Source organism: Kribbella sp. NPDC059898 (assembly GCF_042730855.1).
Classification (GTDB): domain Bacteria; phylum Actinomycetota; class Actinomycetes; order Propionibacteriales; family Kribbellaceae; genus Kribbella.
In genome coordinates this window covers 75,927-89,173 of the sequence record NZ_JBHWKR010000007.1, presented here as the reverse complement: position 1 = coordinate 89,173, position 13,247 = coordinate 75,927, and the positions used below count along the sequence as shown (strand labels likewise).

Sequence of the window (13,247 nt, the reverse complement as noted above, 5' to 3'; positions counted from 1 at the left end):
GACGGCCGCGCGTCCCGGTATCGTGCGGTCGGTGGGTGACACCCCAGCGCCGCAGGACGCGGAGACGCTGATTCGCATGCTGTACGCCGAGCACGGGCGCAGCCTGCTCGCGTACGCCACCCGGCTGACCGGAGACCGGGCCGCCGCGGAGGACGTCGTACAGGAGACGCTGCTGCGGGCGTGGCGGCATGCCGACGACCTGGCGGGCGGCAAGGGGTCGGTACGGGGTTGGCTGCTGACCGTGGCGCGGAACCTGGTCACGGATCGCGCCCGGGCCCGCGCGGCCCGTCCGGCCGAGGTGGCGGACGTGGTGGACCGGCCGCCGATCGAGGGCGACCACTCCGAGTCCGTGGTGAACACCATGGTGGTGATGGAGGCCCTCGACAAGGTGTCTCCCGAGCACCGTGAAGTGCTCGTGCAGCTGTACTACCGCGGCCGGTCCGTGGCAGAGGCTGCGAAAGAGCTGGGCGTTCCGCCCGGTACCGTCAAATCACGTACCTACTACGCCCTCCGAGCTCTGCGCGCGGTGCTGGCAGAGAAGAACGCGGAGGTGTCCCATGAGTGAGCACGATCGTACCCAGCTGGGTGCCTACGCGCTCGGTGCGCTGGAGCCGGCCGAGGCTGCCGAGGTCGAGGCGCACCTGGCCAATTGCGCGGAGTGCCGGACGGAGCTGGCCGAGCTGAGCGAGCTGACGGACTTCCTGGGCGAGGTTCCGCCGGAGGCGTTCCTGGACGGCCCGCCGGAAGGTGGCGACCTGCTGCTGCAGCGGACGCTGCGGGCGGCCCGTTCGCCTGAGGAGACGGTGGCTCCGGTGAAGCGCCGGTCGCGTTGGCTGCTCGTTGCTGCGGCACTGGTGCTCATTGCCGGTGTGCTGGGCGGCGGTGTGGCGATCGGGCGGGCGACTGTGCCTGCCAACGACCAGCCGGTCGCAGGGTCCAAACAGGTGACCACGGTGGACACCACCACTGGCGCGCACATGACCGCTGCCGTCGAGCCACGGCCAGGCTGGAGCTGGGTGCAGGTCCAGCTGACGGGCCTGAAGGCCGGTGACCAGTGCGAGATGATCGTCACGGACAAGGCCGGCTACAGCTGGGCCGCGGGCAGCTGGCTGGTGTCGGAGAAGGCTGCGAAGAATGGGAGCACGTTCGGTGGCGGCGTACTCGTCCCGCTCGACCAGGTGCGTTCGGTGGAGATCCGGACTGTTCAGGGAAAGCATGTGGTGACGGCCACGCTGTAGGGGAGGATGGAGCCGTGGCTACTACCTCCGAGGACCTGCGGGAGCGCCGGAAGAGCGCGGCGGACAACTGTGAGCGCTGGCTGTCGAACCGGCGGGTGCCGGCAGCTGAGCGGCTGCGGCAGCTCGCGGAGGTGGTCACCGACGACCAAGTCGATGTCTATGGCAACGGTGGCGAGGTGGCAGCGCTCGAGCAGGAGGTGGCCGAGCTGCTGGGCAAGCCGGCCGCGGTGTTCCTCCCGACCGGCATCATGGCGCAACAGGCGGTACTGCGGGTGTACGCCGACCGTGCGGGCACCAGCCGGGTGGCTGTGCACGGGCTGTCCCACCTGTTGCTGCACGAGCTGAACGCGCTGGAAGAGGTCCACCACCTGCGGATCGAGCGGATGACCTCCGACCTGCGTCAGCCGCGCCCGGACGAGCTGGCCGCGATTCCTGGCGCGCTGGCCGCCGTGACGCTGGAGCTGCCGCTGCGGGACGGCGGGTTCGTGCTGCCGACGTGGGACGAGCTGGTGATGTTCTCCGAGGCCTGCGCCGAGCGCGGCGTACCGCTGCACCTCGACGGCGCCCGCCTGTGGGAGAGTACGCCGTACCTCGGGCACAGCCTGGCGGAGGTCGGTGCCCTGGCGTCGACCGTGTACGTGTCGTTCTACAAGATCCTCGGTGCGGTCAGCGGTGCGGCACTGGCCGGGCCTGAGGACGTGATCGCCGAGGTACGCCGCTGGCAGCGCCGGCTCGGCGGCAACCTCTACTCGCTGTTCCCGTACGCCGTTTCCGCGCGCGAAGGCCTACGGACGGTGCTCCCGTTGATGGACGACCTGCATCAGCGGGCCGTCGAGGTCGCAATGGCCTTGCAGAGCGAGGGTTTCCGGGTGTTTCCCGAGCCGCCGCAGAGCAACTCGTTCCGGGTCTATGCGCCGCGGGCGGCCGAGTCGATGGAGCACGCGGCCGTCGAGCGGATGGAGCGGACGCGCGAGTCGCTGAGCGGTCCGTGGAGCTCGGCCGACGTACCGGGATGGTCATGGACCGAGCTGGTGATGACGCCGTTGACGCTGGAGTGGCAGGTCGACGAAATCGCCAAGGCGTTCGGGGAACTTCTGACGCGGTAGGTACGTCAGGCAGTGTGTTGGGTGTGGGGATCCGGGGAGAGAAGTGCTGACATTCGTCGTCACCATGGTTGTTCTGTTGGTTCTGTCGGGGCTCGTGCTGCTGGCCGTAGCCCGAGGTGAGGGAAAGCGTTTCGGTTAGCTGAGCGCGTCCACGATCGCTTTCACGATCGGGGCGGCGATGGTGATCGTCGGCAGCACGAGGAGCGCGGCCGCGCCGGCGTAGGTGACGGCGGACAGCCGGCGTTCGGTGGCCGCAGGCCCGGCCAGTCGCTCGACCCGCAGTACGGTGGCGGACTTGGCCGCGGCCAGTGCCGCTTCGGGTGCGGGGGATCCGGCCAGTGCTACCAGTGCGCGGGCCAGCGGCCGCGGGCCGTTGCGGCGGCGGGCGTCGTCGTCGGCGAGCAGCTCGACCAGCGTGCGCGCCTGCTCGAGCGCTACGTCGCTGCGTACCCAGCGGGGGAACGCGTGGTGCAGGGCGGTGAACTCCTCGAGCACGAGGTCGTGCCGCGCGCGCAGGTGCGCCTGCTCGTGGGCCAGTACTGCCTTGAGCTCGCTGTCGTCCAGCCGGTCCAGTGCGCCGACGGACACGACAACGCGAGCACCACGCAGCGCGGGCAGGCAGTACGCCAGCGGTGTCTCCTCGGCCAGCACCCGTAGTCCGGGGATCAGCCCGTCCGGTGTGGCCAGTACGTCGACCAGGTCGCGGTGCCGCTTCCGCCTGGCGCGCGTACCGACGGCCACGCGCCCGACCGCCCAGAAGAGCCGTACGACGACCAGCGCGACCATGGCGAGGATCAACGCGGCCACGAGGTCCCGTGGCGACGACGGATCGAACCGGGGATGCCCAGGCCGTCCCGCGATCCAGTAGGACAAGGAAATACCGGCACCAAGAGCAGCCAGTACGGCGGCCAGAGCGATCGACTGCCAGAGGATGACCGCCGCACGGGGGACCCGATACGGCCACTCGGAACGAGCCAGCAGCGCCGGAGCCGGGCCGGTGAGTACCAGCGCCAGGACGGCCAGCAGGACCGGGGTGGTCACCCCTGGCTGTCCAACCTGGACAAGGCGTCACGCAGCAGCGCGGCCTCTTCGTCGGAGACCTGGCCGACAAAACGGACCAGGGCCTCCCGGCGGTCGCCCGCACTGTTCAGAGCGTCCCGCATGAGGTCCGCGGCCAGCTCCTCCCGGGGCGCGGCGGCCCGGTAGCGCCAGGCCTTGCCGTCGCGCTCGCGCTCGGTCAGCTTCTTCTTCGCCAGCCGGTCCAGAACGGTCATCACAGTGGTGTAAGCGAGCTCACGGGTCCGGGACAGCCGCTCGTGCACCTCGCGCACGGTCAGGGCGGCCGGAGCAGCCCAGAGCTGCTCCATCACCAGGCGTTCCAGCTCGCCCAGAGGGCGCGGACCCTTCTCCTCACTCGCCACCTGGCAAGTATAACTACACGTCGTAGTAGATCTGCGCTAGCATCTACTACGTAACGTCGTAGATGGGCTGGGGAGGCCTTCCGATGGACACCCTGGATCTGGCGCGGTGGCAGTTCGCGATCACCACCGTGTACCACTTCTTCTTCGTACCGGTGACGATCTCGCTGGTCGCGATCACCGCCGGCCTGCAGACCGCCTGGTACCGGACCGGGAAGGAGAAGTACCTCCGGCTGACCAAGTTCTACGGGAAGCTGTTCCTGATCAACATCGCGATGGGCGTGGTCACCGGGCTGGTGCAGGAGTTCCAGTTCGGGATGAACTGGAGCGACTACTCGCGGTTCGTCGGGGACGTGTTCGGTGCCCCGCTGGCGCTGGAGGGCCTGCTCGCGTTCTTCCTCGAGTCGACCTTCATCGGCCTCTGGATCTTCGGCTGGGAGCGGCTCCCGAAGCTCGTCCACCTCGGCTGCATCTGGATGGTGGTGCTCGGCACACAGCTCTCGGCGTACTTCATCCTGGCCGCCAACTCGTGGATGCAGCACCCGGTCGGCTTCCGCTACAACGCCGCCCGCGGCCGCGCGGAGCTGACCGACCTGTGGGCCGTGCTGACCAACAAGGTCGTGCTGGTCACCTATCCGCACACGATCTTCGCCGCGTTCATGGTCGGCGGCGCCTTCGTGGCCGGAGTCGCGCTGTGGCACCTGCTGCGCCGCCCCGACACCGATCGGGACGTCTTCCGGTCGGCGCTGAAGATCGGTGCGTCCGTCGTCCTGGTCGCGAGCGTCGGTGTGGCGATCAGCGGCGACCTGCAGGGCAAGGTGATGACCGAGGTGCAGCCGATGAAGATGGCGGCGGCCGAGGCGCTGTACGAGACCGAGAAGCCGGCGTCGTTCTCGGTGTTCACGGTCGGCACGCTGGACGGGTCGAAGGAGATCTTCTCGATCAAGGTGCCGTACCTGCTGTCGTTCCTGGCCACCGGGCACTTCGGCGGCGAGGTGAAGGGCATCAACTCGCTGCAGGACGCGTACGAGCAGCTCTACGGCCCGGGGTCGTACAAGCCGAACATCCCGCTGACGTACTGGACGTTCCGGCTGATGATCGGGGTCGGGATGCTGTCCGCGGCGATCGCGCTCTGGCTGCTGTGGACCACCCGCCGCGGCCGCGCGCCGGCCCGCTGGCTGATCTGGGCGGTGGCTCCGTTGCCGCTGCTGCCGCTGCTCGCGAACACCTTCGGCTGGGTCTTCACCGAGACCGGGCGGCAGCCCTGGCTGGTCTTCGGGTTGTTGCCGACGGCATCGGGTGTCTCACCCGGTACGACGGGCGGCGAGGTGATCACGTCGCTGGTCGGGTTCACGCTGCTGTACGGCGCGCTCGCGGTGGTCGAGACCAAACTGATGCTGCGCACGATCCGCGGCGGTCTGGCCGGGACCGACGCGCCTGCCGACACCGGCTCGGACGAGCCTGACAAACCGCTGTCGTTCGCGTACTGAGGAGCTCTTCGAGATGGAACTGTCGACTGTGTGGTTCATCGCGATCGCGATGCTCTGGACCGGGTACTTCATCCTCGAGGGGTTCGACTTCGGCGTCGGCATGCTGTATCGCGTGCTCGGCCGGAACGAGCCCGAACGGCGGGCCGCGATCGAGACGATCGGGCCGGTCTGGGACGGTAACGAGGTGTGGCTGATCATGGCCGGCGCGGCGACGTTCGCGGCCTTCCCGGAGTGGTACGCGACGCTGTTCAGCGGGTTCTACCTGCCGCTGTTCTTCATCCTGATCGGGCTGATCGTCCGCGGCGTCGCGCTGGAGTACCGCGGCAAACGGGACGATCCGGTCTGGCGGTCGCGGATGGACGTGATGATCGTGGTCGGGTCGGTGCTGCCCGCGCTGCTCTGGGGCGTTGCCTTCGGCAACATCGTGCGCGGCGTACCGCTGGACGCCAGGCACGAGTACGTCGGGAGCTTCGGGACGCTGCTGAACCCGTTCGCGCTGCTCGGCGGGCTGACGTTCGTGGCGGTGTTCGTCACGCACGGCGCGATCTTCCTGGCGCTGCGGACCACCGACGACCTGCGGGTCCGCGCCAACCGGCTCGCGACCCGGGCCGGCGTGGTCGCGGCGGCGCTGACGATCGCGTTCCTGGTCTGGGCGCAGGTGCTGCGCGGCGGCACGGCGTCGGTGGTGCTCACGATCGCCGCGATCGTCGCCTTCGCCGGTGGCTGGGTCGCGAACGTCCTGCGCCGCGAAGGCTGGGCCTTCGTCGGTACGACGCTCGCGATCGGGCTGGCCGTGGTGTCGTTGTTCGTCGCGCTGTTCCCTGACGTGATGCCGTCGACGCTGCCGGGCACGTCCCTCACCGCGGCCGACGCGGCGTCCTCGCCGTACACGCTGAAGGCGATGACGATCATCACGGCGATCTTCCTGCCGCTGGTGCTGCTCTACCAGGGCTGGACGTACTGGGTGTTTCGCAAGCGGGTCGTGGCCGCATGAAGCCGCTCGACCCACGGCTGCTCAAGCGCGCACGGGGCGCCCGGGTGTTCCTGGCGGCGTCGGTGGTGATCGGTGTGCTCAGCGGCGTGCTGATCATCGTGCAGGCGGTGCTGCTCGCACACGGCATCGCAGGCGTCGTACTGCGGGGCAGTGGGGTCGGTGTGGTGGCGTGGGGGCTGGCTGCTGTGGTGGCCGGTCGGGCGTTGTTGGTGTGGGCGCAAGAGGTCGTGGCGCAACGTGCTGCGGCCGCCGTGAAGTCAACGCTGCGGCGGCAGGTGCTGGAGCACTCGTTGATGCTGGGGCCGGTGTGGTTGAGCGGAGAACGCAGCAGTGCGCTCACAACGCTGCTGACAAAGGGCCTGGACGATTTGGACCCGTACTTTGCTCGGTACCTTCCGCAGCTCGTGCTGGCGTCCACTGTGCCGGCTGGGGTGATCGGGTGGATGGCTACGGGCGATCTGATCGCTGCCGGGACCGTACTGATCACGTTGCCGCTGATCCCGATCTTCATGGCGTTGATCGGCTGGGTGACGCAGGCACGGAGCCGGCGGCGGCAGCACGCGTTGGCGGTGCTGGCGCACCACTTCGCCGATGTCGTCGGCGGGCTGACCACGTTGAAGCTGTTCGGTCGTGCGAAGGCGCAGGAGTCCGCCGTACGGCGGGTGACCGATCAGCACCGCGCCGCCTCGATGGGGAGCCTGCGGGTCGCGTTCTTGTCGTCGTTCGCGTTGGAGCTGTTGGCGAGCTTGTCGGTGGCGTTGGTTGCGGTGGGAGTGGGGCTTCGGTTGGTCGACGGGAAGCTTGGATTGGAGACGGCGCTGATGGTGCTGATCCTGGCGCCTGAGGCGTACCTCCCGCTGCGGCAGGTCGGCATGCAGTTCCACGCGAGCGCGGACGGGGTAGCCGCGAGCGAAGAGGTGTTCCGCGTGCTGGAGACCCCGCTGCCGGAGCGGGGCGAGCGGGTCGACGTACCGGATCTGCGGGTGACGCCGCTGCAGCTGTACGACGTGACCGTGACGTATCCGGGGCGGGAGGAGCCGGCGCTGGACGGGTTCGACCTGGAGGTGCGGCCGGGGGAGGTGGTCGCGCTGACCGGTCCGAGCGGCGCGGGGAAGTCGACCGTACTGGCTGTGCTGCTCGGCTTCGTCGTACCGGATCGTGGGGTGGTGGTTGCGGGTGGGAGCGCGGCCGACGAGTTCGTACCGTCCGAGTGGCGGCGGCAGTTCGCCTGGGTGCCGCAGAACCCTGGTCTCCGCCTGGGCACTGTCGTCGACAACGTCCGCCTGGCCCGCCCCGACGCCACGGACACCGAAGTCCGCGCTGCGTTGTCCGCTGCAGGAGCCGCCGACCTCCCGCTGGACAAGGCGGTCGGCGAGCAAGGCCGGCAACTGTCCGGTGGCCAGCAACGCCGCGTGGCCCTGGCCCGGGCCCTCCTGACCGACGCTCCCGTCCTCCTCCTGGACGAGCCCACCGCCGGCCTGGACCCCGACACCGAAGCCCAGGTCATCACCTCGCTCCGCACCACCGGCCGCACCATCCTCCTGGTGGCCCACCGCCCCGCCCTGATCGCAGCCGCCGACCGCACCGTCCCGGTTGGCACCCGAGAGCTGGTGAGCGCATGAAGGGCCGACTGGTCCTGGCACTTGTACTGGGTGTTGCTGCGGCTGGTTCCGCGGTCGCTCTGCTGGCTACGTCTGCCTGGCTGATTACAGCCGCGTCCGCGCAGCCGCCTGTGCTGCTGTTGATGGTGCCGATCGTGGCTGTACGGGCGTTCGGCGTCGGACGGGGCGTCTTCCGGTACGTCGAGCGGCTGGTCGGGCACGACGCGGCGTACCGGGTGCTGGGGGAGACCCGCGCTCGGGTAACCGGCCAGCTGGAGAAGCTGGCGCCGCTCAAGGGTCAGCGGCAGGGGGACCTGCTGGCGCGGCTCGTCCTGGACGTAGACGCCGTGCTGGACCTCTGGCTGCGCGTACTGCTGCCTGTAGCGGTCGCAGCAGTAACAGCCACCGCTACGGTCGCCCTTCTCGTAGTACTGCTCCCAACAGCAGGCGCAGCCGTCGCCCTGGCAGTTCTTATCGCCTGCACCGTCGTACCGTGGCTGACCGCCCGTACCGCGGAGCAGGCCGAGCGCAGCATCGCCGGCGCACGTGGTGACGTCGCAGCCACCACGACCGAGACCCTGCTCACCGCGGCCGACGTACTCGCCTACAACGCCGTAGACACCGTCCTGGACGACTTCACCCGCCACGACGCCCACCTGGCAGCAGCCGAACGCCGGTCCGCCTGGAGCACCGGCCTCGGCAGCGCCCTGCTCGTCCTGTGCATCGGCGGCGCCAGCGTTGCCGCACTGGTCCTCGGCAGTACGGCGAACATCACCGCCCCAGTCTTCGCCGTACTGGTCCTCACCCCGCTGGCCCTCGCCGACGTACTAGGAGGCATCCCCGCCGCCGCCCAACTCGCCATTCGCGTACGGGCGTCCCTCGCGAGAGTCCAGGAACTCGTAGACACCCCGCCGCCGGTCATCGACCCGCTGAACCCCCTCCCGCTCCCACCAGGCCGAGACATGCAGGTGAAGCTCCTCCGCGTTGGGTACGACGACACCGACGTACTGGACGGCCTTACCGTCGACATGCCCGCCGGGAGCCGCGTAGTGATCACCGGACCGAGCGGATCCGGCAAGAGCACCCTGGCAGCCGTCCTGCTCCGCTTCCTCGAGCCACGCGGCGGGGAGGTTCTCCTTGACGGCGTAGACCTCGCCAGCCTCGAAGGCGACCAGGTACGCACTGTCGTCGGCCTCCTGACCCAGGAGAGCCACGTCTTCGACACGAGCATCCGGGAGAACCTCCTGCTCGCGAAGCCCGGCGTGAGCGATCTGCAGCTCTGGAAGGCGCTCTACCGCGCCCGGCTCGGCGTCTTCGTCGAGAACCTGCCCGACGGCCTCGACACGATGGTCGGCGAGCACGGTGCCCGCCTGTCCGGCGGTGAACGCCAGCGACTCGCCTTCGCACGGCTCTTGCTCGCCGATCGCGACATACTGGTCCTGGACGAGCCCACCGAGCATCTGGACGAGGAGACCGGCCGGGCACTGCTGGCCGACCTGTTCGCCGCGGCCGGCGACCGGACCGTGGTGCTGCTCACCCATCGCCCCGAGCTCGTCCCTCCTCACGTTCCGCGACAACTGGTTTGCCTGACGTGACAAATGCGTGCGGCGGGCCGGGCGTCTGCCAAGATGGGGAACCGTGTTGACCCCACAGCTCGTCTCGCTGCTCACCGACCAGGCGCTGATCACGATCGTGGTCGTGATCGCGGTAGTCCTCGTCGTCGGTACCACCGGTCTGGTCGTCGCCCGGCGGCGCCGCGGAGAGTTGCCGTCGGCCACCAAGCCGGCCGTCGAGGCGCCGGAGACCACGCCGGAGACCACGCCGGAGACGGCCGAGCCGCAGGTCGGCGACGACGCCGCGGAACCGCGCGACACCCCGACCCGCACGCTCGAGGACACCGAGCTCCCGGGGACCACGCTCGAGAAGCCCGAGTCCGCGCAGGGCCGGCTGGTCCGGCTCCGGGCCCGGCTGGCCCGCTCACAGGGCTCGCTCGGCAAGGGCCTGCTCGCGCTGCTGTCGCGGGACAAGCTCGACGAGGAGGCGTGGGAGGACATCGAGACCACGCTGATCACCGCCGACGTCGGGGTCGCGCCGACCCAGGAGCTGGTCGAGAAGCTGCGCACCCGGATGCGCGTCGAGGGCGTCGGCGCCGACCAGGCCCGGCAGATCCTCCGCGAGGAGCTGGTGGACCTGGTCGACCCGTCGATGGACCGGTCGATCAAGGCGAGCCGCAAGGACGGTCAGCCCGCCGTCATCCTGATGGTCGGCGTGAACGGCACCGGCAAGACCACCACCGTCGGTCGGCTGGCCCGGGTGCTGATCGCCGAGGACAAGCACGTCGTCCTCGGCGCCGCCGACACCTTCCGGGCGGCCGCCGCCGACCAGTTGCAGACCTGGGGCGAGCGGGTCGGCGCCCGGACCGTGCGGGGCCCGGAGGGCGGCGACCCGGCCAGCATCGCGTTCGACTCGGTCAAGGAGGGCATCGCGGAGGAGGCGGACGTCGTCCTGATCGACACCGCCGGCCGCCTGCACACCAAGACCGGCCTGATGGACGAGCTCGGCAAGGTGAAGCGGGTGATCGAGAAGTCCGCCGAGGTCGACGAGGTGCTGCTGGTCATCGACGCCACCACCGGCCAGAACGGGCTCACCCAGGCGCGGGTGTTCGCCGAGGTCATCGACGTCACCGGCCTGGTCCTGACCAAGCTCGACGGTACGGCGAAGGGCGGCATCGTGATCGCCGTCCAGCGCGAGCTCGGCGTACCGGTGAAGCTGGTCGGCCTTGGCGAAGGTGCGGACGACCTGGCACCGTTCGACCCGGAGCAGTTCGTCGACGCACTGCTGGACTGAACGAAGGGGGAATCGGGATGACCAAGTTCATGCTGCTGATGAACATGGACGGCGGGAACTGTGACACTCCGATGCTGGAGTGGGACCAGGCCGACATGGACGCGCATATGAAGTACCTGGGCGACCATGTGGAGCGGCTGCGGCAGAGCGGCGAGCTGGTCGAGGTGAACGCGCTGACCTGGCCCAAGCACGCCAAGGTCGTCCGCGCGACCGGTGTGAGCGCTCCGGTGCTGACCGACGGCCCGTACGCCGAGTCCAAGGAGGTCCTGGCCGGCTACACGCTGATCGACGTCGCGTCGGAGGAGCGGGCGCTGGAGATCGCCGCGGAGCAGTCGAGCGCTCCCGGGCCTGGCGGCGTACCGCTGGAGCAGCCGATCGAGGTCCGCCGGCTGATGGACGCGGATGGCGACCTCGAGGACTTCTGAGCAGCGCTTCGAGGACCTGCTGCGTGAGCTGACACCGCAGGTCCTCGGCGCGGTCGTGCGCTGGTCCGGGGACTTCGCGGCGGCCGAGGACGCCGTACAGGAGGCCCTGGTCGCGGCTGCGACCACCTGGCCGCGGGACGGCCGGCCGGACAACCCGAAGGCCTGGCTGATCCAGGCGGCCTCGCGGCGGTTCATCGACGAGGTACGCCAACAGCAGGCCCGCCGGCGCCGCGAGGAGCGTGCCGCGCTCCGGGAGGTTCCGTTGGGCGAGGTCGAGGAGTACGACGACACGCTCCGGCTGCTGTTCCTGTGCTGCCACCCGGCGCTCACACCAGCGTCCGCGATCGCGCTGACGCTCCGGGCGGTCGGCGGGCTGACCACGGCCGAGATCGCCACGGCGTACCTCGTGCCGGAGGCGACGATGGCGCAGCGGATCAGCCGCGCCAAGCAGAAGCTGAAGGGCGCGAGCTTCGAGCTGGACGCGGACGACGACCGGCTGCGTAACGTGCTCCACGTCCTCTACCTGATGTTCAACGAGGGCTACACGAGTACTAGTGGTGAAGAGCTGCACCGTAGCGACCTGTCGAGCGAAGCGATCCGCCTGACGCGCGCCGTACGCGCTCAGCTGCCTGACAACGGGCAGGTCACCGGGCTGCTCGCCCTGATGCTGCTGACCGACGCCCGGCGTACAGCACGGACCGGCAAGGACGGCGAGCTCGTCCCGCTTGCTGAGCAGAACCGGACGCTGTGGGACCAGGCGTACATCACCGAAGGTGTGGCACTCGCGGTGGAGGCGTTCAACAGCCCACCGTTGGGGGAGTACCAGCTGCAAGCGGCCATCGCCGCGCTGCACGACGAGGTGAGTCGCGCCGAGGACACCGACTGGCCGCAGATCCTCGCCCTGTACGGGCTGCTGGAAGACCTGTCCGGCAACCCGATGGTGAAACTCAACCGTGCGATCGCGGCCGCCATGGTGGACGGCCCTGACGCCGGCCTGAAGCTCCTCGAACCGCTGGACGCGGAGCTGGCCGGCCACTACCGCCTGGACGCCACCCGCGGGCACCTGTACGAGATGCGCGGTGACCACGAGACCGCCGCCGGACACTTCCGTGCGGCGGCCCGTGGTACGACGAGCATGCCCGAGCGCGACTACCTGCTGGCCAAGGCTGCCTCGCTCGGTCAGGCGTAGCGCGCGAAGGCCGCCGCGACCTCGGAGTTCGTTGCCAGCAGCAACCGAAGCAGGACGCGCGCCTTGTACGGATCGAGAAAGCCGCCGTCGATCAGCCCACGCTGCAGCAGATCCGTTTCCGAGCCGGGGGAGTGGTACGTGTTCCGCACCACCGAACCGGCGCCGGTCCGGGACGTCAGTACGACGGGGATCCGGGCGGCGAGCTCTCCGAGTACCGGAGCGAGCGCGGCCGGCACGTGGCCGACGCCGTACCCGGCAACGACGAGGCCCTGGTGGGTGTCGGCGAGGCCCTGGAGCAGCAGGCCGTCGTCGTCCATGGTGACCGTGTAGAGCGCCACCCTGACGCTGTCTCCGTCGGCCTGGATGCTGTCCAGGCGCTGCGGGCGCGTGAGTACACGGACCTGGTCCTCGACGACGTGTCCGAGCGGTCCGGCGTTCGGTGACTGGAACGTCGCAGTACTGGTGCTGTGCGTCTTACGGACCCAGCGGGCTGCGTGGATCTCTTCCTTGAAGACGACCAGGGCGCCCAGGTCACGTGCCGCAGGGGAGCAGGCGACGCGCAGAGCAGCCAAGAGGTTCGCTGGGCCGTCCGGACCGGCCAGCGTTGGGTTGCGCATCGCTCCGGTGAACACGAGCGGCTGCGGATGCGGCCAGACCAGGTCGGCGAGGAAGGCGCTCTCTTCGAGCGTGTCGGTGCCCTGCGTGACCACGGCTCCGGCCGCGCCGCCGGCTACGGCCTGGGCGGCGGCCGCGACGACCTCCAGCAGTTTCGCTGCGGTCAGGTTGGCGCTGGGGATCTTCTCGACGTCCTGGATCTCCACCTCGTGCCCGAGGCCGGCAAGGCCGGGCATCGCGGCGGTGAGGTCCGCGCCGGTGAGTCGACGGCTGCCCGCCATCGAGATGGTCCCGCCCAACGTGAACAACGCGACGGTCACGCGG

General features: G+C 69.7%; 13 protein-coding genes. 10 read left to right on the top strand and 3 right to left on the bottom strand.

Going from position 1 to position 13,247, the window contains the following annotated elements; translation table 11 throughout:
- Nucleotides 1-31 precede the first annotated feature (31 nt).
- From ACFV9C_RS22655 to ACFV9C_RS22645, 3 genes are read left to right on the top strand one after another with little or no spacing between them, the layout of a single operon-like run.
- Nucleotides 32-565: a sigma-70 family RNA polymerase sigma factor gene (locus ACFV9C_RS22655; RefSeq protein ID WP_380196399.1), complete on the top strand. Its 534-nt coding sequence runs from the start codon at nt 32-34 to the stop codon at nt 563-565.
- Entirely contained in the window at nt 558-1,238 is a 681-nt protein-coding gene (locus tag ACFV9C_RS22650; protein WP_380196397.1) for a zf-HC2 domain-containing protein, read from the top strand. The genes ACFV9C_RS22655 and ACFV9C_RS22650 overlap by 8 nt, the downstream gene beginning before the upstream one ends.
- A 14-nt stretch (nt 1,239-1,252) precedes the next feature.
- Nucleotides 1,253-2,344, top strand: coding sequence for a threonine aldolase family protein (locus tag ACFV9C_RS22645; protein ID WP_380196395.1), 1,092 nt, complete (start codon nt 1,253-1,255; stop codon nt 2,342-2,344).
- 135 nt (nt 2,345-2,479) lie between these two features.
- Here the strand turns inward: ACFV9C_RS22645 and ACFV9C_RS22640 are convergent, their stop codons facing one another.
- Nucleotides 2,480-3,385, bottom strand: a complete 906-nt coding sequence (locus ACFV9C_RS22640) for a M56 family metallopeptidase (RefSeq protein WP_380196393.1) — start codon at nt 3,383-3,385, stop codon at nt 2,480-2,482.
- A complete protein-coding gene (locus tag ACFV9C_RS22635; RefSeq protein WP_380196391.1) occupies nt 3,382-3,765 on the bottom strand; it encodes a BlaI/MecI/CopY family transcriptional regulator in 384 nt (127 codons plus the stop codon). Before ACFV9C_RS22635 ends, ACFV9C_RS22640 begins: the two co-directional genes overlap by 4 nt.
- Nucleotides 3,766-3,848: 83 nt before the next feature.
- Here ACFV9C_RS22635 and ACFV9C_RS22630 point away from each other — a divergent pair, with 83 nt between their 5' ends.
- Genes ACFV9C_RS22630 through ACFV9C_RS22600 form a run of 7 tightly spaced genes read left to right on the top strand, consistent with a single transcriptional unit; the run spans nt 3,849 to nt 12,308 of the window.
- Nucleotides 3,849-5,252, top strand: a complete 1,404-nt coding sequence (locus ACFV9C_RS22630; protein ID WP_380196390.1) for a cytochrome ubiquinol oxidase subunit I — start codon at nt 3,849-3,851, stop codon at nt 5,250-5,252.
- A gap of 13 nt (nt 5,253-5,265) precedes the next feature.
- Nucleotides 5,266-6,246 (top strand): cytochrome d ubiquinol oxidase subunit II, encoded by a 981-nt coding sequence (gene cydB, locus ACFV9C_RS22625; protein WP_380196389.1) that lies wholly within the window; start codon nt 5,266-5,268, stop codon nt 6,244-6,246.
- Nucleotides 6,243-7,868 (top strand): thiol reductant ABC exporter subunit CydD, encoded by a 1,626-nt coding sequence (gene cydD / locus ACFV9C_RS22620; RefSeq protein WP_380196388.1) that lies wholly within the window; start codon nt 6,243-6,245, stop codon nt 7,866-7,868. The genes cydB and cydD overlap by 4 nt, the downstream gene beginning before the upstream one ends.
- Nucleotides 7,865-9,442 carry a thiol reductant ABC exporter subunit CydC gene (gene cydC, locus ACFV9C_RS22615; protein WP_380196386.1) on the top strand — a complete coding sequence of 526 codons (1,578 nt, stop codon included), beginning with the start codon at nt 7,865-7,867 and terminating at the stop codon, nt 9,440-9,442. The genes cydD and cydC overlap by 4 nt, the downstream gene beginning before the upstream one ends.
- A gap of 43 nt (nt 9,443-9,485) precedes the next feature.
- Complete coding sequence (ftsY, locus tag ACFV9C_RS22610) at nt 9,486-10,694, top strand: signal recognition particle-docking protein FtsY (RefSeq protein ID WP_380196385.1); 1,209 nt, start codon at nt 9,486-9,488, stop codon at nt 10,692-10,694.
- Between the two features lie 17 nt (nt 10,695-10,711).
- Nucleotides 10,712-11,119 carry a YciI family protein gene (locus ACFV9C_RS22605; RefSeq protein ID WP_380196383.1) on the top strand — a complete coding sequence of 136 codons (408 nt, stop codon included), beginning with the start codon at nt 10,712-10,714 and terminating at the stop codon, nt 11,117-11,119.
- Nucleotides 11,097-12,308, top strand: a complete 1,212-nt coding sequence (locus tag ACFV9C_RS22600; protein ID WP_380196382.1) for an RNA polymerase sigma factor — start codon at nt 11,097-11,099, stop codon at nt 12,306-12,308. Before ACFV9C_RS22605 ends, ACFV9C_RS22600 begins: the two co-directional genes overlap by 23 nt.
- Here the strand turns inward: ACFV9C_RS22600 and ACFV9C_RS22595 are convergent.
- Nucleotides 12,299-13,243, bottom strand: coding sequence for an asparaginase (locus ACFV9C_RS22595; RefSeq protein ID WP_380196381.1), 945 nt, complete (start codon nt 13,241-13,243; stop codon nt 12,299-12,301). The two genes, ACFV9C_RS22600 and ACFV9C_RS22595, sit on opposite strands and share 10 nt — an antisense overlap.
- Nucleotides 13,244-13,247: the final 4 nt, after the last annotated feature.

Excerpts from the sequence above, each read along its gene's own strand:
- ACFV9C_RS22650 (WP_380196397.1), top strand. The coding sequence starts at position 558 with ATGAGTGAGCACGATCGTACCCAGCTGGGTGCCTACGCGCTCGGTGCG.
- ACFV9C_RS22630 (WP_380196390.1), top strand. The coding sequence starts at position 3,849 with ATGGACACCCTGGATCTGGCGCGGTGGCAGTTCGCGATCACCACCGTG.
- cydB (WP_380196389.1), top strand. The coding sequence starts at position 5,266 with ATGGAACTGTCGACTGTGTGGTTCATCGCGATCGCGATGCTCTGGACC.
- cydD (WP_380196388.1), top strand. The coding sequence starts at position 6,243 with ATGAAGCCGCTCGACCCACGGCTGCTCAAGCGCGCACGGGGCGCCCGG.
- cydC (WP_380196386.1), top strand. The coding sequence starts at position 7,865 with ATGAAGGGCCGACTGGTCCTGGCACTTGTACTGGGTGTTGCTGCGGCT.
- ACFV9C_RS22605 (WP_380196383.1), top strand. The coding sequence starts at position 10,712 with ATGACCAAGTTCATGCTGCTGATGAACATGGACGGCGGGAACTGTGAC.
- ACFV9C_RS22600 (WP_380196382.1), top strand. The coding sequence starts at position 11,097 with ATGGCGACCTCGAGGACTTCTGAGCAGCGCTTCGAGGACCTGCTGCGT.